The organism is Microtetraspora fusca (genome assembly GCF_001570365.1).
GTDB lineage: Bacteria > Actinomycetota > Actinomycetes > Streptosporangiales > Streptosporangiaceae > Microtetraspora > Microtetraspora fusca.
In genome coordinates this window covers 38,258-62,919 of the sequence record NZ_BBYK01000055.1, presented here as the reverse complement: position 1 = coordinate 62,919, position 24,662 = coordinate 38,258, and the positions used below count along the sequence as shown (strand labels likewise).

Annotated in this window: 30 protein-coding genes and 1 tRNA gene; 19 read left to right on the top strand and 12 right to left on the bottom strand. The window is 69.0% G+C overall.

What is annotated here, in order from left to right; genetic code table 11:
* Positions 1-4 precede the first annotated feature (4 nt).
* The 11 genes from glp (at position 5) to AWQ68_RS24490 (ending at position 7,366) form a co-directional block, all read left to right on the top strand.
* A complete protein-coding gene (gene glp / locus AWQ68_RS24545) occupies positions 5-1,201 on the top strand; it encodes a molybdotransferase-like divisome protein Glp (RefSeq protein WP_066944104.1) in 1,197 nt (398 codons plus the stop codon).
* 55 nt (positions 1,202-1,256) lie between these two features.
* A complete protein-coding gene (gene moaC / locus AWQ68_RS24540; protein WP_066944102.1) occupies positions 1,257-1,739 on the top strand; it encodes a cyclic pyranopterin monophosphate synthase MoaC in 483 nt (160 codons plus the stop codon).
* On the top strand, positions 1,736-2,212 hold the full coding sequence (locus tag AWQ68_RS24535; RefSeq protein WP_084464358.1) for a MogA/MoaB family molybdenum cofactor biosynthesis protein: 477 nt from the start codon (positions 1,736-1,738) through the stop codon (positions 2,210-2,212). Before moaC ends, AWQ68_RS24535 begins: the two co-directional genes overlap by 4 nt.
* Positions 2,213-2,266: 54 nt before the next feature.
* On the top strand, positions 2,267-2,914 hold the full coding sequence (locus AWQ68_RS24530; protein ID WP_066944098.1) for a GNAT family N-acetyltransferase: 648 nt from the start codon (positions 2,267-2,269) through the stop codon (positions 2,912-2,914).
* A gap of 175 nt (positions 2,915-3,089) precedes the next feature.
* A complete protein-coding gene (gene sepX / locus AWQ68_RS24525) occupies positions 3,090-3,884 on the top strand; it encodes a divisome protein SepX/GlpR (protein WP_066944096.1) in 795 nt (264 codons plus the stop codon).
* 60 nt (positions 3,885-3,944) lie between these two features.
* Positions 3,945-4,021, top strand: a tRNA-Ala gene (locus AWQ68_RS24520).
* A 180-nt stretch (positions 4,022-4,201) separates the two neighbouring features.
* On the top strand, positions 4,202-4,483 hold the full coding sequence (locus tag AWQ68_RS43665) for a hypothetical protein (RefSeq protein ID WP_066944094.1): 282 nt from the start codon (positions 4,202-4,204) through the stop codon (positions 4,481-4,483).
* A gap of 201 nt (positions 4,484-4,684) precedes the next feature.
* Positions 4,685-4,891: a UTRA domain-containing protein gene (locus AWQ68_RS45915; RefSeq protein WP_084464357.1), complete on the top strand. Its 207-nt coding sequence runs from the start codon at positions 4,685-4,687 to the stop codon at positions 4,889-4,891.
* A 25-nt stretch (positions 4,892-4,916) separates the two neighbouring features.
* Positions 4,917-5,570, top strand: a complete 654-nt coding sequence (locus AWQ68_RS24505; protein WP_066944089.1) for a YdcF family protein — start codon at positions 4,917-4,919, stop codon at positions 5,568-5,570.
* A gap of 670 nt (positions 5,571-6,240) precedes the next feature.
* On the top strand, positions 6,241-6,495 hold the full coding sequence (locus AWQ68_RS24500; RefSeq protein WP_157545657.1) for a hypothetical protein: 255 nt from the start codon (positions 6,241-6,243) through the stop codon (positions 6,493-6,495).
* Positions 6,496-7,072: 577 nt separating this feature from the next.
* Positions 7,073-7,366 carry a DUF7336 domain-containing protein gene (locus tag AWQ68_RS24490; RefSeq protein WP_066944083.1) on the top strand — a complete coding sequence of 98 codons (294 nt, stop codon included), beginning with the start codon at positions 7,073-7,075 and terminating at the stop codon, positions 7,364-7,366.
* 159 nt (positions 7,367-7,525) lie between these two features.
* Here the strand turns inward: AWQ68_RS24490 and AWQ68_RS24485 are convergent, their stop codons facing one another.
* The 7 genes from AWQ68_RS24485 to AWQ68_RS24460 all read right to left on the bottom strand — a co-directional run bounded on the left by AWQ68_RS24485 (position 7,526) and on the right by AWQ68_RS24460 (position 14,727).
* Positions 7,526-7,999 (bottom strand): hypothetical protein, encoded by a 474-nt coding sequence (locus AWQ68_RS24485; RefSeq protein ID WP_066944081.1) that lies wholly within the window; start codon positions 7,997-7,999, stop codon positions 7,526-7,528.
* Positions 8,000-8,535: 536 nt separating this feature from the next.
* Complete coding sequence (locus AWQ68_RS44330; protein ID WP_218007009.1) at positions 8,536-8,778, bottom strand: tyrosine-type recombinase/integrase; 243 nt, start codon at positions 8,776-8,778, stop codon at positions 8,536-8,538.
* Between the two features lie 201 nt (positions 8,779-8,979).
* Positions 8,980-10,479, bottom strand: a complete 1,500-nt coding sequence (locus AWQ68_RS44325; protein WP_066944079.1) for an aKG-HExxH-type peptide beta-hydroxylase — start codon at positions 10,477-10,479, stop codon at positions 8,980-8,982.
* A 91-nt stretch (positions 10,480-10,570) separates the two neighbouring features.
* Positions 10,571-10,774: a hypothetical protein gene (locus AWQ68_RS24475; RefSeq protein ID WP_157545655.1), complete on the bottom strand. Its 204-nt coding sequence runs from the start codon at positions 10,772-10,774 to the stop codon at positions 10,571-10,573.
* A gap of 51 nt (positions 10,775-10,825) precedes the next feature.
* Entirely contained in the window at positions 10,826-13,450 is a 2,625-nt protein-coding gene (locus AWQ68_RS24470) for an AfsR/SARP family transcriptional regulator (protein ID WP_066944075.1), read from the bottom strand.
* A gap of 209 nt (positions 13,451-13,659) precedes the next feature.
* A complete protein-coding gene (locus AWQ68_RS24465; protein WP_157545653.1) occupies positions 13,660-13,878 on the bottom strand; it encodes a hypothetical protein in 219 nt (72 codons plus the stop codon).
* A 420-nt stretch (positions 13,879-14,298) separates the two neighbouring features.
* On the bottom strand, positions 14,299-14,727 hold the full coding sequence (locus tag AWQ68_RS24460) for a hypothetical protein (RefSeq protein WP_066944296.1): 429 nt from the start codon (positions 14,725-14,727) through the stop codon (positions 14,299-14,301).
* Between the two features lie 111 nt (positions 14,728-14,838).
* Here AWQ68_RS24460 and AWQ68_RS24455 point away from each other — a divergent pair, with 111 nt between their 5' ends.
* Positions 14,839-15,888: an NAD-dependent epimerase/dehydratase family protein gene (locus AWQ68_RS24455; protein WP_066944071.1), complete on the top strand. Its 1,050-nt coding sequence runs from the start codon at positions 14,839-14,841 to the stop codon at positions 15,886-15,888.
* A gap of 63 nt (positions 15,889-15,951) precedes the next feature.
* Here the strand turns inward: AWQ68_RS24455 and AWQ68_RS24450 are convergent, their stop codons facing one another.
* The gene (locus tag AWQ68_RS24450) at positions 15,952-16,314 is read right to left on the bottom strand and encodes an MmcQ/YjbR family DNA-binding protein (protein WP_066944069.1); all 363 of its coding nucleotides are present in this window, start codon (positions 16,312-16,314) and stop codon (positions 15,952-15,954) included.
* A gap of 283 nt (positions 16,315-16,597) precedes the next feature.
* Between AWQ68_RS24450 and AWQ68_RS24445 the strand changes: the two genes are divergently transcribed.
* Positions 16,598-17,470 (top strand): aldo/keto reductase, encoded by an 873-nt coding sequence (locus tag AWQ68_RS24445; RefSeq protein ID WP_066944067.1) that lies wholly within the window; start codon positions 16,598-16,600, stop codon positions 17,468-17,470.
* A gap of 70 nt (positions 17,471-17,540) precedes the next feature.
* On the opposite strand, the gene AWQ68_RS24440 is transcribed toward AWQ68_RS24445, so the two are convergent.
* The gene (locus AWQ68_RS24440) at positions 17,541-18,221 is read right to left on the bottom strand and encodes a DsbA family protein (protein WP_157545651.1); all 681 of its coding nucleotides are present in this window, start codon (positions 18,219-18,221) and stop codon (positions 17,541-17,543) included.
* 197 nt (positions 18,222-18,418) lie between these two features.
* Between AWQ68_RS24440 and AWQ68_RS24435 the strand changes: the two genes are divergently transcribed.
* On the top strand, positions 18,419-19,870 hold the full coding sequence (locus tag AWQ68_RS24435) for an MFS transporter (protein ID WP_066944063.1): 1,452 nt from the start codon (positions 18,419-18,421) through the stop codon (positions 19,868-19,870).
* Between the two features lie 9 nt (positions 19,871-19,879).
* Here the strand turns inward: AWQ68_RS24435 and AWQ68_RS43660 are convergent, their stop codons facing one another.
* Positions 19,880-20,329: a hypothetical protein gene (locus tag AWQ68_RS43660; protein WP_066944061.1), complete on the bottom strand. Its 450-nt coding sequence runs from the start codon at positions 20,327-20,329 to the stop codon at positions 19,880-19,882.
* A gap of 95 nt (positions 20,330-20,424) precedes the next feature.
* On the opposite strand from AWQ68_RS43660, the gene AWQ68_RS43655 reads away from it, so the two are divergent.
* The gene (locus AWQ68_RS43655; protein ID WP_066944059.1) at positions 20,425-20,682 is read left to right on the top strand and encodes a cell division protein SepF; all 258 of its coding nucleotides are present in this window, start codon (positions 20,425-20,427) and stop codon (positions 20,680-20,682) included.
* A gap of 95 nt (positions 20,683-20,777) precedes the next feature.
* On the opposite strand, the gene AWQ68_RS24420 is transcribed toward AWQ68_RS43655, so the two are convergent.
* Positions 20,778-21,227 carry an ASCH domain-containing protein gene (locus tag AWQ68_RS24420; protein ID WP_066944057.1) on the bottom strand — a complete coding sequence of 150 codons (450 nt, stop codon included), beginning with the start codon at positions 21,225-21,227 and terminating at the stop codon, positions 20,778-20,780.
* Positions 21,228-21,359: 132 nt separating this feature from the next.
* Here AWQ68_RS24420 and AWQ68_RS24415 point away from each other — a divergent pair, with 132 nt between their 5' ends.
* From AWQ68_RS24415 to AWQ68_RS24405, 3 genes are all read left to right on the top strand, one after another.
* Positions 21,360-22,256, top strand: a complete 897-nt coding sequence (locus tag AWQ68_RS24415; protein ID WP_066944056.1) for an MBL fold metallo-hydrolase — start codon at positions 21,360-21,362, stop codon at positions 22,254-22,256.
* A 126-nt stretch (positions 22,257-22,382) separates the two neighbouring features.
* On the top strand, positions 22,383-22,646 hold the full coding sequence (locus AWQ68_RS24410) for a dsRBD fold-containing protein (RefSeq protein WP_066944054.1): 264 nt from the start codon (positions 22,383-22,385) through the stop codon (positions 22,644-22,646).
* Between the two features lie 2 nt (positions 22,647-22,648).
* Positions 22,649-22,927 (top strand): dsRBD fold-containing protein, encoded by a 279-nt coding sequence (locus AWQ68_RS24405; protein WP_066944052.1) that lies wholly within the window; start codon positions 22,649-22,651, stop codon positions 22,925-22,927.
* Between the two features lie 192 nt (positions 22,928-23,119).
* Here AWQ68_RS24405 and AWQ68_RS24400 read toward each other — a convergent pair whose 3' ends face one another.
* Positions 23,120-23,383, bottom strand: a complete 264-nt coding sequence (locus AWQ68_RS24400; protein ID WP_066944050.1) for a hypothetical protein — start codon at positions 23,381-23,383, stop codon at positions 23,120-23,122.
* 325 nt (positions 23,384-23,708) lie between these two features.
* Between AWQ68_RS24400 and AWQ68_RS24395 the strand changes: the two genes are divergently transcribed.
* Entirely contained in the window at positions 23,709-24,512 is an 804-nt protein-coding gene (locus AWQ68_RS24395) for an SDR family NAD(P)-dependent oxidoreductase (RefSeq protein WP_066944048.1), read from the top strand.
* The last annotated feature ends 150 nt before the right edge of the window (positions 24,513-24,662 follow it).

The following is a 24,662-nucleotide window of genomic DNA, read 5'->3' as shown; positions in this document are numbered from 1 at the left end:
AGGTATGAAATCCGTCGATCGGCACCTCGCCGACATCCTCGCGACCGTGCGGCCGCTGGCCCCGCTCGAGATCGATCTCGAACGCGCGCACGGCACCGTGCTCGCCGAGGACGTCGCTTCGCCCGTGGCGCTTCCCCCCTTCGACAACTCGGCCATGGACGGCTACGCCGTATGCGCCGGGGACCTGGCCGACGTGCCGGCCGTGCTCCCGGTGATCGAGGACGTGGCGGCGGGGGACAGCGAACTGCGCGCGATGGGGCCGGGCATGGCCACGCGCATCATGACCGGCGCGCCCGTGCCCGCGGGTGCCGACGCCGTCGTCCCCGTCGAGTGGACCGACGGCGGCACGGCCCGCGTCACCGTCCACCGGGCGGTGTCCGCGGGCAACGCCATCCGGCGCTCCGGAGAGGACGTGCGCGCGGGTGACATCGTGCTGCGCGAGGGCTCCGTGATCGGGCCGGCGCAGCTCGGCATCCTCGCCGGCGTCGGCCGTCGCCGTGTCCTCGTACGGCCCCGCCCCCGCGTCGTGGTGATGTCCACCGGAGCCGAGCTGGCCCAGCCGGGGACGCCGCTCGGCCGCGGCCAGATCTGGGAGTCCAACAGCTTCATGCTGGCGGCCGCCGTACAGGAGGCCGGGGGAGAGGTCTTCCGGGCCGGGGCGGTCACCGACGACCCGAAGCGGTTCCTCGAGTCACTCGAGGCCCAGCTCGTCCGGGCCGACGCGGTGATCACCAGCGGCGGCGTCTCCATGGGCGCGTACGAGCCGGTCAAGGAGGCCCTGGCCCCGCTGGGCAAGGTCGTCTTCGAGAAGGTCGCCATGCAGCCCGGGATGCCGCAGGGCTTCGGCGTGGTCGGCGACGACGAGGTGCCGATCTTCACACTGCCCGGCAACCCGGTCTCGGCGTTCGTGTCGTTCATGCTCTTCGTCGAGCCGGCCCTGCGCAAGATGCGCGGCCTGCCCGAGGGGCCTCCCGTGACGGTACGGGCCACCACGACGGCGTACCTGCGCTCGCCCGCGGGGAGACGCTCCTACCTGCGGGCCGTGTTGACGCAGGACATCCCGGGCAGCACGGTGGCCCCGGTCGTCGGGCAGGGATCGCACCAGCTCGCCGCGCTGGCCTCCGCCAACGCCCTCGTCGTCGTGCCGGAGGACGTGACCGAACTCCCCGAGGGAGCCGAAGTGGACGTGATCCCGCTGTGAGCGAGCGCGGCCTGATCCGCGTACGCGACGCCGTACCACCGGGCGAGGAGGAGAGATGAGCGAGCCGACGCACGACCTGACGCACATCGACGAGACCGGCGCCGCCCGCATGGTGGACGTCTCCGCCAAGGACGTCACGATCCGTACGGCGACCGCCACCGGGCGCGTCCTGCTCGCCGCGCCCGCTGTGGCCGCGCTGCGTGCCGGCGACGTTCCCAAGGGCGACGCGCTCGGCGTGGCCAGGATCGCCGGGATCATGGGCGCCAAGCGCACCCCCGACCTCATCCCACTCTGCCACCCGATCGCCGTCCAGGGGGTCGAGGTCGTGCTCGACGTCGTCGACAGCGGTGTGGAGATCATCGCCAAGGTCAAGACGGCCGACCGCACCGGCGTCGAGATGGAGGCGCTGACCGCCGTCACCGTCGCGGCGCTCGCCCTGATCGACATGGTCAAGGCGGTCGATCCCGCCGCCGTCATCACCGGCGTGCGCGTCGAGGAGAAGACCGGCGGCAAGACCGGCGTCTGGACGCGCCCGTGAAAGCACTCGTGATCACCGTCTCGAACCGCGCCTCCGCCGGGATCTACGAGGACACCTCGGGGCCGCTCCTGGCGAGGCTGCTCGCCGAGGCGGGCTGCGCCACCGTGGACGGCCCGACCGTGGTCCCCGACGGGGAGCCGGTCGAGGCGGCGCTCCGCAAGGGGCTCGCCGACGACTACGACGTCATCGTGACGACCGGCGGCACCGGCCTCACGCCTCTCGATCTCACACCCGAGATGACGCGCCGCGTCCTCGACCGCGAGATCCCCGGCATCGCCGAGGCCGTACGGCAGGCCAACCGCGAGAAGGTGCCCGCCTCGGTCCTGTCCCGCGGCCTCGCCGGCCAGGCGGGGTCCACCCTGGTCGTCAACCTGCCCGGCTCCTCGGGCGGCGTACGCGACGGGATGGCGGTGCTCGCCCCGATCCTGGCCCACGCCGTGGACCAGATCCGGGGCGGCGACCACCGCAGGTGACCGGTTCCGACACCGACGTGGCGCCCCGGCCGCCTTCCGGGAGATGATTGACCCGTGGATCGACTTCGCGGCTGGCCGGCGGCCCTGACCGAGGGGCCCGTCGGGCTGCGCCCCCTGCGGCTGCGTGATGTCCGGGCCTGGCGGGAGACGCGGCTGCGCAATGCCGACTGGCTGCGCCCGTGGGAGCCGAGCAACCCCGAGACGCCGCTCTTCCGGACCGGCCTCGGGCCGTACGTGTCGATGGTGGGCACGCTGCGGCGCGAGGCGCGGCAGGGGCTCGCGCTGCCCTGGGTGGTCACCTACCAGGGGCAGTTCGCCGGGCAGCTCACCGTGGGCGCCATCGTCTGGGGCTCCGCCCGCTCCGCCCAGGTCGGCTACTGGGTGGACGGCGCGCTCGCCGGGCGCGGCATCATCCCGACCGCGCTGGCCATGGCCGTCGACCACTGCTTCTTCACGACCGGGTTGCACCGTCTCGAAGCCAACATCCGTCCCGAGAACCACGCCAGCCGCAGGGTGGTCGAGAAGCTCGGCTTCCGGGAGGAGGGCGTCCGCAAGCGCCAGCTCCACATCGACGGCGCGTGGCGGGACCACATTTGCTACGCGCTGACGGTCGAGGACGTCCCGCGCGGGCTCCTCGTACAGTGGCGGCGCGCCCGCGAGGCCGCCGCGTCCAGGCGCACGGAGACCACCCCGGGACAGTGAGCGTTTCCGGTGATCACTCACCGGGATCGAATTACATGAAGAGCTTTGACGATCTCGCGACACACCGCATCGAATGCTCGTCAATCAGTGACACGCAGTCTTACGGTGCGTGACGTGAGCACATCTCCGACGCCCAGAGTCCGCAGGTGTGCTCGGCATCTCTGGAGGTGGTCGCATGGGTAGCGTCCTCCTCTACCTCGCCATTGTCGTCATGTGGCTGGGCGTCCTGCTGCCGATGTGGCTGCGCAGGGACAAGCACGCCATCGACGACCTGTACGAGGACGAGCCCGCCGAGCCCGCGGCCGACGCGGACACGGTCATCGAGAGTCCGCGGCCGGAGTCCGCCCAGGAGGCCGACGCGGGCTCCGCTCCGCTCACCATCCCGCTGCCCGCCCCTGTCGTGGAGGCGGCCCGGCAGGGCGCCCGACCCGCTTCGGGAGCCCCCTCGAATGGCAGCGCAGGGGCATCGGGTGACGACGCTTCCCGGGAGGCGTCCGCTGAGGACGAGGCGGCCCGTGACGCCGAAGGCAAGGCGGAGCGCTCGGATGAGGCTCCGGCCGCCGACGGCGCGGCCCGGCCCCAGGAGGACCGCGCGGCGCGCGCACGCCGCGCCGCCGTGCGGCGTCGCGCGCTCATCATCGCCCGCCGCCGCAGGCGGCTGCTCTGGAGCGTCCTGCTCGTCATCGCCTCCACCGTCACCGCCGCCGTCAGGGTGATGCCGTGGTGGGCCGTGGCGCCCTCAGGCGTCCTCTTCGTTGCGTATCTCGCCGTGCTGCGCGTCGCCGTACGCGTGGACGCGGAGCGGCGCGAGCTGGCCGCCAAGGCGCGCGCGGAGCGGCTCGCGAAGCAGCGCGAGCGCCGGCGCGCCATGGAGGCCATGGCCCGCGAGGCAGAGGTGATCATGCTGGAGGCGCGCAAGCGGGTCCAGGTCTTCGACCAGTACTCCGACAGGCGGGCGGTCGGCGACTGATGGGGATCGACGGGGTTGGCGCGAACGACTCCGAATGTTTGCTAATCTAGTCGAGGCATTGGGGCTATAGCGCAGTCCGGTAGCGCACTTCGTTCGCATCGAAGGGGTCTGGGGTTCAAATCCCCATAGCTCCACCAGGCCAGAGGCCGGTTCCGCTCAGCGGGACCGGCCTCTTTGATCTTCTGGGTGACTAACTGAGCGACTACGGCTGGAAGAGACCGTCCATCGCTTCGGCACCTTCTACGAGGACCGGCCGAAGCTGCTTCCGATAGACGGTCTCGGTCACCCTCGTGTTGCTGTGACCAACCAGACGAGAGATGTTCTCGATCGGCACCCCGCTGTCGGAGAGCAGCGAGACGAAACTGTGTCGCATCTCCCGGGGGGGTCCACTCCTTCTCGTTCAGCCCTGCCTTCTTGAGAACCTTGCGGAAGGCGCGACGGACGTTGTGGGCATCCAGCTCGGTACCGACCGCAGAGGCGAAGACAAGGTCGTGATCTTTCCAGCGAGGGCCGGCAGCCTTCCGGGCGACGATCTGACGCTCACGGTGGCGAATGAGCGCATCGACACAGCGTTTCGGCAGGGCCAGCGTTCGACGTGACTTCTCCGTCTTCGTGTCACCGCCCGCCCGGACCGACCGCCACACCATGATGGATGCCGGTACCGGCGGCACAGCGTCAGGATAGGCGTGCAAGGGCGTTCCTTCCGCCGACTTGAGCACGGCTTCGGCCTGATCGAGCATCAGCGACTTGGACGGCCGGCCGGACGTGGCGGCGGGTTCGCGGTTCTAACCCTTCAAGGGATGGAGCCCGATGTGATCACAGAGACGCTCTGCGCTCGCATGCCGAAGCCCGAAGAGGTCGAGCAGCTCCAGTTGCCCTCAGGTGAGCCCGTCATGGTGCTCACGCGTACGACTAGCACGCGTGAGGGGCGGGTAGTCGAGTTCGCACGAGGGGTTCATGCAGCCTCTCGTTTCGCATGGTCCTATACCTTCAAGATCCCGGACTGAGGGTGATCGCTTCCGGGAGAGACTCATGACAGCCCATATCCCCGACGTCCTCCGAGCGGACGTGGAAACCCTCTGGGACTACCACGACATGCACCACGAACGCCGGACATGTGACGTTGGGATCGGGCTCGGCAGTCACGATCTCGGAGTCGCTACCTTCACAGCCGAACTCTTCCATTCGGCGGCGTTTCCCCTCGTGGTGTTTACCGGCGCGAACGCTCCTACCACCATCGAGCGGTTTCCCCGAGGGGAAGCGGTCCACTATCGAGAGCATGCCGTTCGACTTGGTGTTCCTCCCGAGGCGATTCGGATAGAACCGCGGGCCACGAACACCGGCGAGAACATCACGTTCACCCGCGAGCTGCTGGCCGATGAGGGCATACGACCGTCTTCAGTAATGCTGATCTCGCGTCCTTACCAACAGCGCCGCGCTTACGCGACGTGCCGCAAGTTGTGGCCTGAGGTGAATGTAGTCTGCGCTTCGCGCCCGCTTCCTCTTGACGAGTATGTCGAAGACATCGGTGACGCAGACCGGGTAATCAACATGATCGTTGGCGACATTCAGCGGATTGCCGAGTACCCGAAGCAGGGCTTTGCCATCCCTCAGGAGATGCCCGCAGAAGTTGAGTTCGCCTTCAAGAGGCTGGTTGAGGCCGGATACACGAGCAAGCTGATCTAGGTTCGGGCTGCCCCGTTACAACTTTCCCTACGTCTTCAAGCCGCCTTCGGCGGGAACCGGTGAGCACCGAACAGAGGGACACCCGCCCGAGGGCAGCCAGGGGAAGAGCACCGGGAAGCACAACGCAGCCAAGGAAGCCAGCCACGGCCCCGCATGACGCGGAGAGCGTACGCATACGAGCATGAGCCGGCTGGGCCGCGCGCCTCGCCACGGCGGGCGTGCGGCTCTTCGGCCGGTCCCGCCTCGCGGTCGCGCTGCCCGCCGGCAAGCACAGTACGACGGTCGGCGAACTGACGGCATGGTTTATGCCGATGAGAGTCTTTTCCAAGAGGAGCAGCGAAGACCTTGGGGCGCTGCCCCAAACCCCGGGGCGCTCAGGCTCCGAGAGGTGGCCCGCGGAACGTGCTGGCCGTAGATGGCGGGACTGGAAGTCTTGATCGCTCGCCCGCCATCGACCCAGGCAGAGCCCAGCAGACCGACTCCTCCTGGTCAAGCCCAGCCGTGCGGGTAGGGCAACCAGTTCAGGAGGAAGGTCACCGGGAACAGGTACACGCGAGGCTGGGCTTGACCCTCAGTCGCCGGCCTGCTGCCGCTTCGCGGTGGGACGATGGCAGACGAGAGATCAGGACAGGGAAGTGTGCGGGTTTTGCCGCAGCCCTACGATCAGTTCATGCGTGCCGCGTATAACGAAGCGTTGATGATGATCGGGTACGTGTTGGGCGTGGTCATCACGCCCGTCGTCGGAGATTGGGCAAGTGATTGGGTCGGCGGAAAGTTACTCAACGAGACCATGCTCATGTGCGCTCTGTTGTTCCAGGTCGCGTTCCTCTTCGGCCTTGCCCGGCTCCTCTTTCGAGGGTCGCGCTGGCTCGTCCGCACCTCTGCACGGTGTTGGCAGACGTGGAAAGCGCAGGAACTCTCGTGATCAGGCCATGAGGGCCTGCGACCAGCGCGTGACCGAACTAGGGAGTGCGTCACATGAGGGCCGTTCGTCAGAAGTGGAGCCCGAAGGCCCGGAAGATGCTTCTGGGCTGGACCTGCTTTGTGGCGGCGAAGTGCGTGTGGGACCTACTAGGGGACTACATCATCCAAGGTCGCCAACAGATCACCTCGGCCCATGTCACCGCCTCCGTGTTTTGGTCGGGGGTCATCTGGCTCCTGGGCGTGTTAGCCGCTCGCTTGGTGGTCTTGCTGGCCAATAGAGACGCCCGCAAGATCGGAGGCGGGGAGGACATTTAGGCCAGAACCTCAGACTCCGATGACAGGGCGATCGGCCGCCCTGGGGGCACTTTGGGGCACACGGCGTCGGAAAGTACTGGCAAGCGATGACAACGGATGGAAGCGTTTTCGCAGGTCGCTCCAGATGCAGGGCGAGAGCATGCAGGTAGGGAGCGTGCGGAAATTGAACCGGGCTTACAGGCCGACTCCAGGTAGGCCAGGGCTACGTCGTCGGCGGGGCCGCGTGCAGGGCCGAAGCGCTACACCTGGGCTAACCTGCGTTCGTGAAGGTCTACCTCCTGTGGCACATACATCACTTCAATACAGATGAAGACGGTAACGTCCAGCATTTTGAGGAGGACGGCCGACCGATCACCTACCTAGACGACGAAGACGACTTCAAGATCCTGGGTGTCTATTCCAGCGAAGGCCTTGCGCGAGCGCGAATCGAGCGAGCGCGGACCCTCCCGGGTTTCAAGGATGAGCCCGACTGCTTCGACGTGGCCGAATATGACGTGGATAAGGATTTGTGGACGTCTGGTTATGTGACGATCTCCACCGAGCATGATCAGTCTTAAAAGCCGGACACCGAGCTGCGTCTGTACAGCAACCCGTACAGCAACGTCGACTTACACGAGCACACTCCGCCAGCCCGCACCTGCCGACCCAACAGGGCGGCGAGCCATCCACGAGGGGCCTGCCCTTTTCTTGTAATCATGTGGCCACGGTAAGTCGGGTTATGGTGCGGGGATTGCACCAACCCTGAGCTCCACCTGTTCTTCCTCTCGCCACTCCACGCGGTCTCGAGGCGGAGGGAGTTCGACCCCGGCGATCCCTGCCGGGGCGGAGAACTGGCGACGGAGTTGCTCAACGAGCCGCGTAGCCTGCGCGAGCCTTTCCAGCTTATCGTCCGGGGCTTCGACACTGAGTCCCAGCACGGCGGCGCCGTCACGGGTAACCGTGATGATGGCTTGATAATGTTCGCGACCTCGTAGGTATAGCGTGAAGGCATCGTCGGCGGGGTCGAACCGGAGTTCGTTAACCTCCTCGGCGTCGGCCTCGCTTCCGGTTCCTATGACGTGCAACCGTGTGAAGGCGTGTAACCGGTCGTCCCCAGGATCAGCGGCGTTGACGTAGCTTTCGATGAACCGCATGAAAGTCTCAGGTCTGCGCTCGGATATCCAGACGTAGACGTCGAGGCAGGGGTACATGAGCCAAGGGTAGGGCTCAGCTCCACACTGCGCAGTAGGGCTGAGTGACGAACTGGGTGACAACCGCAGCGCACAAGCCCGAACGTGTGCGGACTCAGGCGGACTACGTGTCCAGGCCAGATGCTTTCCCACCGCAGTAGGGATTCAGTGGTAGGTGGCTTCGCATCGAAGGGGTCTGGGGTTCAAATCCCCATAGCTCCACCAGGCCGAAGGCCCGCCAGGTGAATCCACCTGGCGGGCCTTTCTACTGCTCAAGCGGCGTGCAGGTCGTCGGTGGCCGGGATCATGCGGCGTGGTGTCCGCTGAGGGCTCCGGGGCCGGAGCCAGCGAAAAGTCAGCGGATCTCCTCGGAGTGGGTGAGCCGCTGCACCGTGACGAGGAGGCTCGCCGGTGACCGGGTCAGGCATCAGGGTTGTTGAGGATGACGACGGGTGCGTCCTCACATCCAGCCATTCACTCTCCAGGCCCATGCCGGTGGCCGCTAGATGAAGGCCCGACTCCAGATGGTGGAGTCGGGCCCTCTGTCTGATCAGGAACTATGCGGTTGGTTCTGCAGAAGTGGACGGTTCGGCTGTTGTCGCTTTCTCCGTGGTCGGGTTGAGGGAGAAGCCGGCGAACACCGCCCGAGCGCGGCCGTTGCGGTCGCGGGAGGCGTGTGTGTAGCGGTTGAGCGTGGTCGAGATCTGCTCATGCCCGATGAGCCCCGCCACGTCGTTGACGGGGACTCCCTCGGAGACGAGCCAGTTGGCGTAGCAGTGCCGTAGGTCGTGGAACCGCAACCCCTCGCCCGCGTGCTGGGCGGATGGGAGACGGCCTCTTCCCAGGCCGGGAACCGCTTGCTGGTGCCTGTCTTGTCGGTCCAGGTGCCGAGGAAGTCGTTCCCGAGATCGGTGACCGAGCCGAGCAGGCCAGCCCGGACGAGGGACGGCCACCAGGCACGGGGCTCCCTTTGAACCTGCTGGAATGCCGGGCTGTTGCCCTCACGCGGGCACGATGAGTCCCGCGGACACCAGGGCCGCAAGGCCCGTTTCCAGACGTTCGTCCGTGACGTCCCCCGTCGTCGCGCGGTATCGGCTCCGGATGGAGTCAATGTCTCCGCCATCGCAGAGGGCGTAGATGAACCAGGCATGCTCGTTGAGCCAGCGGAACCGCGGGGGATCCGGAGAGAACGCGAGCAGTTGCCGGTGCTCGGGAATCGGGCACACGGAGACCGGCTCCGCCTTCCGGTATCCCGAAACCGCCGGGACCGGTTCGTCTGCCATCGGGTGCCGAGCCGGTTCCAGGAGCGCTGCGTCGGCCGCGTCCCCGGGCTCCTCCGTTCCAGCGGCCACCGTGGGTTCGCTCGCTGATTCGGGCCTCGGCGTGAGGGTGTCCAGCGCCGCCAGCAGCCAGTCCACGAACCGCCTGCCCTCGGCGGTCAACCGCTCGCGATGCGTCTCGGCCGCCTGCTGGCCGAGGTACCGCGCGCGCTGCAGGCTGGTGAGGAAATCGCCTGTCTCCGCCGCCTCGCTCCCTTCGGTCGGCGCGTCGACGACCTCGGTCGCCGGCGGCTCGCCGTACCGGCCGCGCAACTCGGCCGAAGCATCGGTCGCCGCCGCGCGGAAGAGCACCATGTGGACATACACATGCAGGGCGAAGAGCACCCGGGTCAGGGTCCACGAGGTGATCCGCCACGGAATGGGCACCAACTGGTCGGGGTCGCGCACCAGGGAACACGTCCGCAAGACGTCGAACAGCTTGAGATGCAGGCCCTCGTGGAGCAGGATCTCCGCGGTCATCCACGGATCGCCGAGCCGTTCCGGCGTCATGAGGACGGCGGACGGCAGCGGGTCGCCACCCGCGAGCGAGTTGAACGGACCGTCCGCCATCTCGCCGCGCGCGAATCCCACGAGCGAGATGTGCGGGAAGATTCCGGCGGCCGCGTTGGGCAGGAGATCGGCCAGTAGCGCCCGGCCCCGATGGAGCGCCGCGAGCATGCCCTCATCCGGGACGACCCTGCCGGCGTCACGGGCGTCCGCGAAAGACCCGGCGAAGAGTTCCTCCAGCCGGTCCGCCACGGCCTGTTCGGCCGGGGAGGACGGCCGCAGCTCGGTCCACACCCACGCGATGCCCTGGCCAGGGGACAGTCGGACCGCAGGGGTGGTCAACCGCTCGCACGGCCCCTGGCCGTCAGCGGAGACGTCCAGACCGAGGGCGAGGTAGTGCGCGAGCGCGCCGGGCTCGGCGACCCCGTTCTCCAGAGCGGCGACGTCATCCTCGAAGGCGTTCCGCAGGACAGGGTCGTACATCATCGGGCGCAGTCCCGCGTCGTCCATCTCGGCGAGCTGCTTGAAAAGCGGCGCGGCGTCGGGTACGCGTCGTCCGGCCAGGACGGCCAGTCCCAGGCGGTAACGGGCGATGTTCTTGGCTTCGATGACGGTGCTGGCCCCGAACTGGGGGTCGGATGCCAGCGCCAGGTCGGCCTGTTCGGTGAGGTTCAACGTGCCGCACGTCCTCCGGAGCTTGCCAGGGTGTTCTGGGACGGCGGTACGGGGATGCCATACCGCCGCCGATTGAGTCGTTTCTGGCGGGCTACTGCTGCGGCGACGCCGGCGCCCAGTAGGCGGGCACCCAGGCACGCTCATACGAGGAGTCGGTCAGCACGATCGGTCGTCCGTCAGATCTCAAGGGGAAGGCAGGCAGGTTCACGATCTGGGTGGGCATGGTTCCTCCGTCGGTATCGGTGCGGACCACGGTCGCCGCACCGTGTTCCCGGTGCGACTTGGCCAGGCTCACCCACCGGCGCATAACGGGCGCATAGCCTCATGCTGGCTCAGACGGCCGCTATCAACGCCCCGACCGCAGGACGGCGACAGCCTGCTCGAAGTAGCTCAGAGCGTCGCCGGGCCGCCGCAGGCCCTCGTGCGCCTTTGCCATGCAGTCCAGGCTGTAGCCCTCTCCCCGCGGATCCTCGATCGCGCGCCAGATATCGAGCGACTCGCGGGACCAGCGGAGTGCATCCTCGAACTCGTTCTGATCCAGGCACACGTACCCCAGGTTGACGAGCGCCGAGGCCTCGCCGTACCGATCCTCGTCCGTTCGTACCTGGGCGAGTGCCTCATAGAGCCGTTCTTTAGCCTCGTCATAGCAGCGGATCTGAATATAGGTGATCGCCAGTCCGATAATCGCTCTCCCCGAGGCTTCTCCTTCTCCCATGCTCCGCTGGAGGTCGATCGCCCGTCGGATGGCGTTGATGGCCTGGCTGTATTTCCTTCGCTCGCGCAGCGCGCTCCCCATTGCGATCAGGATCGCCGCCTCGTCGGAGCCTCGACCGCTGCGGCGCGCGGCGTCGGTGCCGTTCCGATAGACCTCCATCTGCTCCGCCCAACGACTCTTGATGTAGAAGTAGTCGAGCATGTTGCGCGAAAGCAACGAGACGAGCGTGAGATGCCCGACCTCGACGCCCGTGCGCACCGACGCCACGAGGTTCACTCGTTCGAGCTCGTACCAGGCCAGCGCTTCCTCGCGGGTGGTGAAGACGAGGGCCGGGCACCGGCCGGGCTTGCCATCGGGAAGACGTCGCTGAGCGTCGGGGGTGAGCATGGATCTTCCTGCGGCCGCCGTGCGCAGGTACCAATCCAGGAGCCGGTGGGTGGCCGCCGCGCGCTCGCTCGGCTCGTCCTGCGCCATGCTGTGGGCGGCGTAAACCCGTACCAGATCATGGAATCGATAACGGCCGTCATGAGTGACTTCAAGCAGATGGCAGTCGGCCAGCGCATCGACGAGCGGCCCGGTCTCATCCGGAGTCAGATCACAGAGGGCTGCGGCTGCTTCAAGGCCGAACTCGGGGCCGGGGTGGAGGCTCAGAAGCCGGAACATCCTGGCGGCTTTCGTGGGGAGCGCCCGGTATGACCAGGAGAGAACGGCGCGGATTGAGGTGGCGCCGTCATCGTCGACCTCGAGTACGTCGAGGCGATTGCGCTCGTCGGCCAGATCGTCGGCCAGAGCCGTGAGGGACAGCCTGGAATCGATCATGGCCCTCTCGGCCGCGATCCGTAGCGCCAGCGGAAGATGGCCGCACAGTCGAGCGATGCGGTGCACGGCGGCGGGCTCGGCGTCCAGCCGATCTCCGCCGATGATCCTGCCGAGAAGTTCCACGGCCTCAGCCGGCGACAGCGCGCCAAGGGTCAGGCGGTGTGCGCCGTCCCGGGCGACGAGGCCCGCCAGGCGGTTGCGGCTGGTCACCACGGTCAGGCAGCCCGGTTTGCCCGGCAGCAGCGGGCGGACCTGCTCCGCGTCGACGGCGTTGTCGAGGACCACGAGCATCCGTTTGTCCGAGAGGAGACTGCGGTAGAGGGCGGCGCGCTGGTCCTCCTGCTCGGGGATCTTGCCGGAGTCGACTCCGAGAGCCTGGAGTAGGTACTCCAGGGCATCGCCGGCGGACGTCGGCGGACGGGACGGGTCGAAGCCGCGCAGGTTCACGAAGAGCTGCCCGTGTGGGAATCGCCCGACAGCGTGGTGCCCGAAGTGGACCGCCAAGGCGGTCTTGCCCACCCCGCCGCCTCCGGCGATCGCAGAGATCACCACAGTGCCCGCGTCGATCCGCCCTGCCACATCGGCGAGCCGGTCCAACTCGGCGAGATGGTCTGCTCTCCCGGTGAAATGGCTGACCGCTCTCGGCAAATGCCAGGGCGCCGCGACGTCCTCTTGCTTCCGCGGAGTCGGACGCGGTCCCGGCAACCCCGATTCGGCGGCCAGGATGCTCATGTGCAGCTCCTGGAGCTCCACGCCGGGGGCGATACCGAGCTCTTCCGCCAGTGTTCTGCGGGCCTGAAGGAACGCTTTCAGAGCGTCGCCCTGCCGTCCGGCCTGGCACAGGCCCCGCATCAGGAGACCCCACAGGCGTTCCCGTAGCGGGTGCTCGACAACCTGGGCGCGCAGCTCGGGCAGAACGTCTTCGTGGTGGCCCAGGCTCAGCCGGGCATCGAACCACTCCTCCAGTGTGGCGATCCTGTACTCGCGGAACCGCGTGGCCGCGGCCGTGAAGATCGGGTACGGAAGAACATCCTGCAGGGGTTCGCCCCGCCAGAGCGCCAGCGCCTGGCTGAGCAGGTCGACGACCTCCTCGGGCTCGGCCCGCCCCCGGGCCTGCTGGACGAGGCCGGTGAAGACGTCCAGGTCGAGCTCTCCCGGTCGGACCTCGATCAGGTATCCCCGGCCAGGCCGCCCGACGATTCGCGACGCCTCAGTGCCCAGCCTTCGGCGCAGCGCCGTCAGATGTTGGCGAAGGTTGGGCCCGGCGGATGCGGGTGGTTCCTCACCCCAGACGGCATCGACCAGATGGTCCACCGTGATGGGGCGATTCGCCGACAACAGCAGCGCGGCGAGCAGCGCCCGCTGTCTTGGTCCAGGTAAAGGTACGGTCGCGCCGTCGATGAGGACTTCCGTCTGCCCTAGTAAACGAAACTGCATCGCCCGTTCCTCCGATCAATTGCGCCTGCAGACGGATGGCACCGCACGTTGACGGCACGACTGATCGCCGTGGTGGTCTGAGTGCTTGCGCTTCAACACACGGCCCTGCGCGGTCACCCCCGGCGCGACGCGGTCGTTTTCGCTGCCCGGAACACAGATTTCGGACTGGTCTATTGGCCAAGACAAGATATGGTCCTTACGCCACTTGATCAATCGTCTTGGCGCGCACCGGATCTGCGGTCGACGTGCTCCTGCTCATCGGCCGCACTGTCGTGAACGGTTGCGGCGCCCGCCGCAGACGGGCCGGTATCAGGGGAGGTCAGCGCGCCGCCCCAGGCATCACGGATCACGGACTCGCGGGCGCTCGCGTCGCCGGTGAACAGCAGGTTCAGCACGAGCCGCGTCGGACCGTCGGCATACCGTTCCACGGATCCACTGGCCGACAACTGGTCGGGGTGATCGGCCGGGCACGTCCTGCTGTGGTGTCATCGCACTTCGCCATCTTGCGTGTTGAGGTCGCATGAAGACGGTCACCACGCTCGCCCATGCCCTTGACGCGCCTAATGTTTGGCTCTGCTCCTCCAGGAAATCAACCAGCTCATCCTCTACGACGAACGGCAAGGGATGGTCCCCGGCGACCGCGATCGGCTCACCGCACTCGTCGAGGCGTTCGCTCGGTGCACGAGTGACTCCTGCCGCTTTGCAAGCTCCACGCTCACCGGAGCCCTCGCGTCGTCGGACGGCAGGTCGCGCATCCTCCGAAGCGGTGAGAAGACCGACCACGGCTGCGCCGGCAGGCCGTCGAGCGCGGTGATCCAGAGCACGCCGCGCGTCTTCCCGAGCGGACCTCAGGGGCGGATGAGGTGGTTGACCGTGGCCACGAGGACCGTTCCGTACAGCACGTGGCCGGCGGCGAGCACGGCGGCGCGGCAGGAGTCGTCGCGGGTGTCCGGCGGCAGGATGCCGATGCGCGGCACCCAGCCGCGCTGGCTCGCGGCCCAGGCCGCCAGCGCGTACCCGATGCCCAGCGGCAGGTTGGCGCGCCCGCGCGACAGGGCGCAGAACACGGCTCCGGACGCCACGCCGAACCCGAAGTGGGCGAGGGACTCGCTGGGCCGAGCCCGGTGGCGCACATGTCGGGGAGGCGGGCCCGGAACGACGCGTCCGGACGGCCGGTCACGCATGACCCCGGCCTGATCTCCGGCCAGCGACACCGCGGTCAGTGCCACGGTGGCGAGGGCGCCCCCGGCAGCACCGCGTACCAGCATCCTCAGCATGATCACCCTTCTTCCCCAGAGATCGGCTCATGCCCGTACACGGCGCGCGGGAAACGGGTGACTCCGCAGGCAGGAGGGTTTTGACGGCCTTCCCTCGGGCAGCGGGGGCGCATGCGAGTAGTCGTGGTCGGAGCGACCGGCAACGTAGGGACGAGCCTGGTCTCCGCGCTGGAGTCGGACCCGGGCATCAGCTCGATCGTGGGCGTCGCCCGGCGGTTTCCCGGGTGGCGGCCCGGCAAGACGGAGTGGCGGGAGGCCGACATCGCGACGGCGGACCTGGCCAAGATCTTCACCGGCGCCGACGCCGTGGTCCATCTGGCCTGGCTGTTCCAGCCGACCCATGATCCGGTGACGACCTGGCGGGTCAACGTGATGGGCAGCGAGCGGGTGTTCCGCGCGGCCGGAAAGGCGAGGGTGCCCACGCTGGTCTACGCGTCGTCCGTCGGGGCGTACTCGCCGGGGCCGAAGGAGCAGGCCGTCGACGAGACCTGGCCGACCCACGGCTGGCCGGACGCCGCGTACGGACGGGAGAAGGCCTACGTCGAGCGGCTGCTGGACATCTTCGAACGGGACCACCCTGACATCCGGGTCGTCCGGATGCGGCCGGGCTTCATCTTCAAGCGCGAGGCGGCCAGCGAGCAGCGGCGGATCTTCGCGGGCCCGCTCGTGCCGGGGCGGCTGGTCCGTCCGGGGCTGGTTCCGTTCGTGCCGGACATCCCGGGGCTGCGGCTCCAGGTGCTGCACACCGAGGACGCGGCGGAGGCCTACCGGCTCGCGGTGACCCGGCCCGTCATCGGCGCCTTCAACCTCGCCGCCGACCCGGTCATCACGCCGCGGATTCTGGCGGACATCTTCGGTACGCGTGCCGTGCCGTTGCCCGCCCGGCTGGCGAGGACGGCGCTGGCGGCCGGCTGGCACCTGCGCCTGGTGCCCGCCTCGCCCGGCCTGCTGGAGATGGCGCTGAAGATCCCGCTGATGGACGTCTCCCGGGCCCACGACGAGCTCGGCTGGCACCCGCTCAGGAACGGGCGGCAGGCGCTGGAGGAGTTCCTCGAGGGCCTGCACCAAGGTGGAGGGATGGACACGCCCCCGCTCGCACCCGAGGAGGGCGTGGCGGGCCGCGTCAAGGAGCTCGCCAGCGGCGTCGGACAACGCCCCTGACCCGCCTGACACCCGGCGACGTTCCCGCCGACGGCGGGAACGTCGTGGGATCGCCGAGCAGGCTCACCTTCCGGCTTCGTACTCCTCGACCAGGCGCCGAGGGGCGGTGAGGCACCACGCTTCGGTGACGAGTTCGGCCAGCTCGTCCGGCGGCACCCTGTCCAGCCGGATCTCCACCCAGCCGAAGCTGTTCGACGTGTAGGAGCGGGTGAAGACCTCCGGGGCCTGCCCGACGAGCGCCTCCTGCTCTTCCAACGTCGCCTTCACCATCGCGACGCCCGTGTCCTCCTTGAGATAGGCGAACCCCTTGCCGCGTACCTTCACACCGACGTGAGTTCCCGGGGCGCCAAGCTCGGCCTCCGGAAGCCCCCGCACGATCCGCAGGAACTCCTCCACACCGGCGGCCTGATCAGCGAGACTTTCCATGCCGCAGGTCTACCAGTCGGGACCGACATTCTTCCCGCCACGGATCGGCGGGCGTGGGCACAGCCGGTCCCGCCCGCACCCATGAGGCAAGCGGCGGTGCCGGGGTGCCGCCGCCCGGTCCCCGTCGAACGTGATCTGCCTGACCGCCCGCGTCCCCGGTGCCTCACCCGCTGCCCCGCCGGTCGCCGCCGAGACCCGGTCTCCGCCGGGGGCTCCGGCATGTCCGTTTCGGGGCACACGGAGACTGGTGGGGAACGTCTTACGACCTTCTTGGGGGTGGCACATGGCAGGACAGGGGGAGCGCCTTCCGGCGCAACGCAGCGGCACCTTCCGTCTCGGCGGGGATCTGCCCGTGGTCCGGCTCGGATACGGCGCGATGCAGCTCACCGGTCCGGGCGTCTGGGGCGAGCCGCGCGATCGGGGCGAGGCGCGCGCGGTGCTGCGCCGGGCCGTGGAGCTCGGGGTCGACTTCATCGACACCGCCGACTCCTACGGCCCCTACGTCAGCGAGGAGATCATCGCCGAGGCGCTGTATCCGTACGGCGACTCGCTGGTCATCGCGACCAAGGCGGGTCTCGTACGCACCGGTCCCGGGGAGTGGCACCCGGTCGGCCGGCCGGAGTACCTGCGGCAGGAGGTCGAGATGTCGCTCCGCCGGCTGCGGCTGGAGCGGATCGACCTGCTGCAACTGCACCGGATCGACCCGGAGGTGCCGGCCGCCGACCAGATCGGCGTGCTGGCCGACATGAAGGCCGAGGGCAAGATCCGGCACATCGGGCTGTCCGAGGTCTCGGTCGACGAGATCGAGCAGGCCAGGTCCATCACCGAGATCGTCTCGGTGCAGAACCTGTACAACCTGGCGAACCGCAAGTCGGAGGCGGTGCTGGAGTACGCGGAGCGGCAGGGGCTGGGCTTCATCCCCTGGTTCCCGATCGCGACCGGTGAGCTGGCCAAGCCGGGCGGCCCGCTGGCGAGCATCGCCCAGGAGCACGGCGCGACTCCCGCCCAGCTCGCGCTGGCCTGGCTGCTGCGCCGTTCGCCCGTGGTGCTCCCGATCCCCGGCACGTCACGCGTCGCGCACCTGGAGGAGAACGTGGCGGCGGCGGAGGTCGAGCTGACCGACGACGAGTTCGAGAGCCTCAGCAAGGCTGTCTGAGGGGCGCTGTCCTCTCATGGGGGAGACCACGGCGGCCGCTTGACGGCGCTCTCCGCGGAGCTGTGCTCCGTCACGCCTGCTGTACGGGCGCGGCCCAGGGCCTGGTCCAGTCGAGGTCGCGCCCTTCCAGGCGGATCGTCGGCGTGCCCTGCACCCCGCGCGCGAACGCGAGCCTCGACAGCGCGTCGGCGCGGGCGGAGGCCTTGTCCGAGTCCAGACAGGCGGCGAACTCCTCCTCGGCGAGGCCGACCCCCTTGGCGTACCGCACCAGTTCCGCGACGGGGAAGCCGCCTTCCTGCGTCTCCTCGGGCTGGTGGGCGTACAGCTCGTCGTGATAGGCGAGCCACTTGCGCGGGTCGGTGACGCACAGAGACGCCATGAGCGCCCGGCGCGAGTTGTCATGGGTCACGCCGGAACTCTCGCCGAACACCGTGAAGGGGTGGATGACCAACGCGACCTTGCCCTGCGCCGCCCACTCCCTGGCGACGCCGCCGTTGAGCCGCTCGAAGTCGCGGCAGTACGGGCACTGGTAGTCCTCGTACACCTCAAGGACAGGGGAGGTCACACCGGGGAGCGCCATGAGGATGGTCCCGTCGGGGCGGAACGAGATGAGATCGGATGGGGAGACGGCGCCTCCCTCCCGGCGGCCTTCCGGCGCCAGCGTGATGGCGCCCAGCACGATGAGGGCCACGGCCGCGACGGCCAGTTTGACCATGCGCGTACGGATCGCCTGGAGGCGGGAGGTTTCCACGATCGATTGCCCCTAAGAACGGCGCACGGCTGCGCTGTTGATCGTATCGGCGACCGGGGGCCGGTCTCGCTGAGTGAGGCCCGCCTGAATCCTGACATGAGCGATTGTGCATGATGCATATGACATGTACGACCGAGACTGCGGTGTCGGGATATAGGCCCCTCCGCCGGATTCGCGAGCGGGGGCTCTTGAACGCGATGTCACTGACCGGTCATGAAGAAGGCGCCGAGATCGGCTCGCGGCGTGCCAGAGGTGTGATCGCCGTACTGTCCTGCGCGGGCATCCTGGTCGCCCTGATGCAGACCCTCGTGCTTCCGCTGCTCGCCGAGTTGCCCGTCCTGCTGCGGACCACCGCTTCCGACGCGTCCTGGGTGATCACGGCGACGCTGCTGGCGGGCGCGGTGGCCACGCCGGTCATCAGCAGGCTCGCCGACATGTACGGCAAGCGGCGGATGCTGCTGCTCAGTCTGGCGCTGCTGGTCGCGGGGTCCGTGGTGTGCGCGCTGAGCGGCTCGCTCGTGCCGATGGTCGCCGGGCGGGCGCTGCAGGGGTTCGGCATCGGGGTGATCCCGCTCGGCATCAGCATCATGCGCGACGAGTTGCCGCCCGCGAGGCTGGGTTCGGCGATGGCGCTGATGAGCTCCTCGATGGGCATCGGCGGGGCGCTCGGCCTGCCGGCCGCCGCCGCGGTGGCACAGTACGTCCACTGGCATGTGCTCTTCTGGGCGTCCGCAGGTCTGGGCGTGGTGGTGCTGGCGCTGGTGGTCGCGCTGGTGCCGGAGTCTCCCGTACGCAGCGGCGGCCGTTTCGACGTCGTCGGTGCGCTGGGGCTCTCCGCCGGGCTGATCTGCCTGCTGCTTGCCGTCTCCAAGGGCGGGGACTGGGGCTGGTCGAGCCCCGTCACGCTCGGCCTCTTCGGCGCGACGCCACTCGTGCTGCTCGTATGGGGCCGGTACGAGCTGCGCGCCCGCGGCGCGCTGGTTGACCTGCGGACGAGCGCGCGTCCCCAGGTCCTCATGACCAACCTCGCCTCCATCGTGGTCGGGTTCGCCATGTACGCGCAGGCGCTGGTCCTCCCACAGCTCCTGCAACTGCCGGAGGCCACCGGGTACGGCCTGGGCCAGTCCATGGTGGCCGCCGGGTTGTGCCTGCTGCCCGGCGGCATGGTGATGGTGGTGGTCTCGTCGCTGTCCGCGCGCATCTCGGCGGCCCGTGGCCCGAGGACCTCGCTGTTCATCGGCTGCCTGGTCATCCTCGCGGGGTACGCGATGGCGCTGGGGATGACCCGGCAGGTGTGGCAGATCGGCCTGATCTCCGCGGTCATCTCGGCGGGGATCGCGTTCACTTACGCCGCGATGCCCGCGCTGATCATGTCGGCGGTGCCGGCCTCGGAGACGGCGGCCGCGAACGGATTGAACAGCCTCATGCGCTCGATCGGCACGTCGAGCGCCAGCGCCGTCGTCGGCGTCGTGCTCAGCCACATGGTGGTGCCTCTGGGGCCGGCTTCGGTGCCTTCGATGGCCGGGTTCCGTACCAGTTTCATGATCGGCGGCAGCGCGGCGCTGGTGGCGGCGCTGCTGGCCCTGGCGATCCCGGCCCGTCGGCGGGCCCCGGTGGGCGTGCTCGCGGGTGAGAACGCGGTCGGCTGAACGGAAGTCTCAGGGATGGGCACGTGGCGGCTCGGCGAGCCACGGCTCCGGCGGCATGAGGGCGATGGCACGGTCGGCCAGCTCGCGCACCGAGGCCCAGGTGGGGTGCAGGCACAGGCCCTCCTCGCTCCAGGGCGCCTCGCCTTCGTCGGAGAGCTGCGAAAGGCGCCGGTCGATCTCGTCGAGGTGCCGCGACAGCTCCGCGGAGATCCACCCCATCTCCTGCGCGGCCCACGACACCTGATATCTGTCGTCGAAGTCGAGGGCCAGCTCGTCCACGCACATGCGCCCGATCCAGCGGATCTGCTCGTGGGCGGGTAGGGCGAGATGACGCAGCGCCTCCAGCAACAGGGGCCAGATGCCCCGGGCGATCGCCTCGATCTCCACCTCGTCGGGGTCGCTCCGCTCCGCGCGCTTCCGCGGCAGGTGGGCCGCGATGGCGCTCCAGAATCTCCTCACTCCCGCATAATGGCGGCAAACGCGGCGGTTCGGCCCCACGTACGCCCGTGGAGGACGCCCTTGGCGGCTCACCACCCCAGGGGCAGACTGGAGCGGTGATCAAGAAGCTGCGTCCGCGGGACTACAACGAGGCGCTGTACGTCGGGCACTACTTCCGTACGGGCACCCCGGTGGTGATGGATCTGACGGGATTGCCCGACGGCGAGGCCAAGCAGTTCGTGGACTTCGCCGCCGGACTGGTCTTCGGACGGCGGGGCAGGATGGATCGCCTGGAGAAGAAGGTCTTCCTGCTGCTGCCCGCCGGAATGGCCGGCCCGACGTATCCCGCCGGCGCCGGCGAGCCGCAGGAATGATCGAGCCCACTCGGTGACCGTTTCCGCGTACCAGAGGGGGAGCGGAGCCCGGGCCACGGGAGCCCGGGCCGGAAACCGCCGAGGTCGCTTCGCCGTCAGGGCGTACGGAGGTCGGCGACCATGCGGAAGCGCTCCAGGACCGCCGGGGTGGTGTCGTCCACGGTGAAGGCGGCGTCGCCGAGCTCCGAGCGCATCGCCTGACTGTGCCAGAACTCCTCGTGGGCGGCGCGCCACTCCGCGACCGTGGTGTGCCCCTCGCCCTCGTCTCTCGCGTGGAGTTCGTCCACCTCTCCCAATGGCGCGACGCGCACGTCCGTCACCTCGATGACGGCCACCGGACGGTCGGCGGAGTCCACCACCGTCGCACGCGCGCCGACCTTCGGAAGGTCCTCGCCCGCGCGCTCGTACTCGATGAGCAGGGCGGTCGTGGCGACCTTGCGGCCGTCGATGATCGCCGCGACAAGCTGGTCCCGGAGCGGGCCGGGAAAGGCGAACGCGGCCCTGGGCAGGGAGCCGGGATCGATGATCTCGGGGGAATGGGGCATCACATCAGACTATGACCGGCTCGCCCTGACTTGTCCGCCGCCGGTCATGGTTCCTGGGGCATCCCTCAACCATGTTTTGGGGCGGAACCGTCAACCATCTCACCGGACGACACGAGGACGCTTGGGGGAGACGTGTACGAGCCGAGACAGGGGGAGCCGGTCCGCCGCTTCGCGGTGGGGGACCTCTCCTGCGTTGTGATCAGCGACGGCCGGTTCGCACCGCCGTGGGAGCCGTCACTGTCCGATTTCTTCACCCCCGCCTCGGGCGTACCGGAGCGGGAGCTGCGCGACGCGGTGGAGGCGGAGGGCGTCGGCAGGACCACGGTGCCGTGCGGCTACAACTGCCTGTACGTCGAGACCTCGGCCGGGTCGGCGCTGATCGACACCGGACTCGGCAGGAGCTTCCTCGGCTACGGTCCGGAGGTCTCCCCCATGGTCGGCAGGCTCGACGAGAGGCTGGCCGCGGTCGGGCTCGCGCCGTCCGACCTGGCCGCCGTCGTGTTCACGCATCTTCACGAAGACCACGCGCGGGGAGCCGTGTGGCCGGGGGAGCCGGCGTTCCCGGGGGCGACCCCGTACGCGCACGCCGCCGAGGTGGCGTTCTGGTCGGACGCCGCCTGCTCGGCCCCGGCCGACCAGCGCGCACCGGCTCGGGAGGCGATCAGGGTCTTCGGGGAGAGGCTGCGTGCGTTCGAGTACGGCGCCGAGATCCTGCCCCACGTCCGCACCATCGAGGCGGCGGGCCACACCCCGGGGCACACGGCCGTCCTGCTGGAGTCCCGGGGGGAGCGGTTGCTCTGCGTCGGCGACTCCTTCCACGACCGACTCCAGTTGAGCCACCTCGCCTGGCGTACGCCGTGGGACCTCGACGCCGAGCGGTCGGTGCTCAGCCGCCGCAGGCTCCTGGCCTGGGCGGCCGACGAGACCATGCTCGTCCACGCCTACCACCTGCCGTTTCCGGGGCTGGGCCTGGTCAGGCGCCGCGGCGACGCCTTCGAGTGGCGTCCCGTCCCGTCCCCGGCCGGTTGACCGGCCATGCCGTAGGGCGGGACCTTCGCCTCTGGGGGACGCTGTCCGTCAGGGCTTGGGATGGAGACGTGAGAGCCGCGGGCGCACAGTGTCGGCGACGGAGAACACCATGGGACGGGGGCGACCATGGAAGCAGAGCAGCGCGGCATCCAGATCTACGTCGACGAGGACGACGACGACACCACCGCTCGCGCCGTCCTGTCCACCGGGGACGACGCCCATGTGGTAGGGGTCGGCCGCGCGCGCCGCAATCCGACGGACGCTTCCGTCCCCGAGATCGGCGAGGAGCCGGCGATCGCCCGGGCACTGGCCGACCTGACGCGGAAGTTGTCCGCCATCGGCCCGGAGGACATCGCCGGCCACGCGGCCGATCGGGGCGAAGGAGTATGAGGATGAGCGACAAACGGTGGAACGTCGTCATCGACATCAGCGAGCACGGTGACGACACCCATGCCCGTGCCGCGTTGGCCGTCGCGGACGGCGTCAGCGTCTCCGGCGCCGGCCACGCCCACCGGAGTCCGGACGACCGGCTCGTTCCGGAGATCGGCGACGAGTTGGCCGCCGCCCGCGCCCTGGCCAGGCTGAGCCATTGCCTGTACCAGACGGCGCTCAAGGAAATGGTCTCCCGAGGGATGGCGATCGAGGAGATGCCCGGCCTGGAGCAGCGGTGAGACCGTCCGCCACCGTACTGCCGAACATGCAGCTCGAATGCCAGGCTCCCGGCATCGTCGTCGGCCCCTCGCGGAGCGAGGCCGACCGCCTGACCTACGCGCCCGTGTAGTCACCGCCGACCCGGACGCGCCATGTCGGCCGCGGCCGGTGTGGTGCCGATCATGGGCGGTACGGACACCGAGGCCGGCCGATCACTCCGGTTCGGCCTTCGGGGGCACGAGGCCGGCGGCGAGCAGCAGTTCGTGGGCGAGCCGGGCGCTGTGCTCGGGACGTGTCTGGTCGGGCTCTTCCAGCGGGTTCGCCTCCATACCGCGGGCGAGGGCCAGGTTCGCCTCCGCCAGGGACCGGACCTGCTGTTCCAGGCGGCTCACCCGGGCCTTGAGAAGGTCCAGTTCGACCGCCAGCCGATGCGTCTCCTCGGCCGCGGTCCCCGTACCGGACTCGTGAGGTGTCATCGGATCCCACCCCCCAATGGGACATGTCCTGTTCTCCCCAGCCTCATGCGCGGTCGGCCGCCGGCCCAGGGACTTCGGTCCCTACAGCGCGGGACCTTCCGACTTCCCCAGGTCGGAGGCGCCGCTCCGCCGTGGGAGGGTCCGGGGCCGTCGCCCACGTCGTCCGTTCGAGACGTAAGCGCGGAGGAGCCGAATTGCCTGTCCGATTTCCGCTGCGATTAGTCGTCTGAATCGCGCCGGTCCTCGTCACGCGACCGCTCGTACCGTTTTCACGACGAAACCGTCCGCCATTTTCCGGACGGAAATCACGACGAGGGAATGACATATGGATCTCCAGCTTTCCGGCCGGGTCGCCGTCGTAACGGGCGCGTCCAAGGGCATCGGCCTGGCCGTCACGCGCACTCTCCTGGGCGAGGGCGTCCGCGTCGTGGCCGCCTCGCGGAAGAGCACCCCCGAGTTGGACGCGCTCACCGGCGACCTGGTCCACGTTCCGGCCGATCTCATGGACCCGGAGGCTCCCGGGCAGATCGTGGAGAGGGCCGTTTCCGAGTTCGGCGGGCTCGACATCCTGGTGAACAACGCCGGCGGGCCGCCGCCCGGCGTGGCGCTGCCGCGCTTCTCGTTCATGGCCCCGACCGACGAGGACTGGCGGGTGATGTTCGAGTTCAACCTGTTCTCCGTCGTACGCGCCGTCCGGGCGGCCATCACGCCGATGCTGGCCCGGGGCGGCGGGTCGATCGTGAACATCTCCTCGGGCAGCGCCCGCCTGCCCGCTCCCATGAACGTCGACTACAACGCCGCCAAGGCGGGGCTCAACAACCTGGCCAAGGCCCTCTCCGAGGAGTTCGCTCCCCAGGGCATCCGGGTGAACACCGTTTCCCCGGGTCCGGTGCGTACGGCGTGGTGGACGGAGAGCGGCGGCGCGGCCGACATCATCGCCGCCCAGGCCGGAACCGACCGCGACAGCGTCATCGAGCAGGTGGCGCCCGAAATGATGAAGTTGTCGACCGGCCGTCTGGTCGACCCGCAGGAGATCGCCGACGTGGTCGCCCTGCTCGCCTCACCCCGTTCTGCCAGCACGACCGGAGCGGACTTCGCCGTCGACGGCGGGTTCCTCAAGCAGATCTGAGCCCCGATCAACGCCTCCTGTCGTCCGAACGCGCGGCAGGGGGCGCAGGGTCCGGTCGGTGACGCCTGGCACCGTAGGGCCCAGGCGACCGTGGCCCGGCGGCCCCGTCTCATACGGCGCCGCCGTCAACGGTGAGCACCGTGCCGGTGG

What these genes read in the sequence shown, in the direction of transcription:
- glp (WP_066944104.1), top strand. Translation starts at nt 5, where the DNA reads ATGAAATCCGTCGATCGGCACCTCGCCGACATCCTCGCGACCGTGCGG.
- moaC (WP_066944102.1), top strand. Translation starts at nt 1,257, where the DNA reads ATGAGCGAGCCGACGCACGACCTGACGCACATCGACGAGACCGGCGCC.
- sepX (WP_066944096.1), top strand. Translation starts at nt 3,090, where the DNA reads ATGGGTAGCGTCCTCCTCTACCTCGCCATTGTCGTCATGTGGCTGGGC.
- AWQ68_RS43665 (WP_066944094.1), top strand. Translation starts at nt 4,202, where the DNA reads ATGTTCTCGATCGGCACCCCGCTGTCGGAGAGCAGCGAGACGAAACTG.
- AWQ68_RS45915 (WP_084464357.1), top strand. Translation starts at nt 4,685, where the DNA reads ATGGAGCCCGATGTGATCACAGAGACGCTCTGCGCTCGCATGCCGAAG.
- AWQ68_RS24505 (WP_066944089.1), top strand. Translation starts at nt 4,917, where the DNA reads ATGACAGCCCATATCCCCGACGTCCTCCGAGCGGACGTGGAAACCCTC.
- AWQ68_RS24500 (WP_157545657.1), top strand. Translation starts at nt 6,241, where the DNA reads ATGCGTGCCGCGTATAACGAAGCGTTGATGATGATCGGGTACGTGTTG.
- AWQ68_RS24485 (WP_066944081.1), bottom strand. Translation starts at nt 7,999, where the DNA reads ATGTACCCCTGCCTCGACGTCTACGTCTGGATATCCGAGCGCAGACCT.
- AWQ68_RS24470 (WP_066944075.1), bottom strand. Translation starts at nt 13,450, where the DNA reads ATGCAGTTTCGTTTACTAGGGCAGACGGAAGTCCTCATCGACGGCGCG.
- AWQ68_RS24460 (WP_066944296.1), bottom strand. Translation starts at nt 14,727, where the DNA reads ATGCTGAGGATGCTGGTACGCGGTGCTGCCGGGGGCGCCCTCGCCACC.
- AWQ68_RS24455 (WP_066944071.1), top strand. Translation starts at nt 14,839, where the DNA reads ATGCGAGTAGTCGTGGTCGGAGCGACCGGCAACGTAGGGACGAGCCTG.
- AWQ68_RS24450 (WP_066944069.1), bottom strand. Translation starts at nt 16,314, where the DNA reads ATGGAAAGTCTCGCTGATCAGGCCGCCGGTGTGGAGGAGTTCCTGCGG.
- AWQ68_RS24445 (WP_066944067.1), top strand. Translation starts at nt 16,598, where the DNA reads ATGGCAGGACAGGGGGAGCGCCTTCCGGCGCAACGCAGCGGCACCTTC.
- AWQ68_RS24435 (WP_066944063.1), top strand. Translation starts at nt 18,419, where the DNA reads ATGTCACTGACCGGTCATGAAGAAGGCGCCGAGATCGGCTCGCGGCGT.
- AWQ68_RS24420 (WP_066944057.1), bottom strand. Translation starts at nt 21,227, where the DNA reads ATGCCCCATTCCCCCGAGATCATCGATCCCGGCTCCCTGCCCAGGGCC.
- AWQ68_RS24410 (WP_066944054.1), top strand. Translation starts at nt 22,383, where the DNA reads ATGGAAGCAGAGCAGCGCGGCATCCAGATCTACGTCGACGAGGACGAC.
- AWQ68_RS24405 (WP_066944052.1), top strand. Translation starts at nt 22,649, where the DNA reads ATGAGCGACAAACGGTGGAACGTCGTCATCGACATCAGCGAGCACGGT.
- AWQ68_RS24400 (WP_066944050.1), bottom strand. Translation starts at nt 23,383, where the DNA reads ATGACACCTCACGAGTCCGGTACGGGGACCGCGGCCGAGGAGACGCAT.
- AWQ68_RS24395 (WP_066944048.1), top strand. Translation starts at nt 23,709, where the DNA reads ATGGATCTCCAGCTTTCCGGCCGGGTCGCCGTCGTAACGGGCGCGTCC.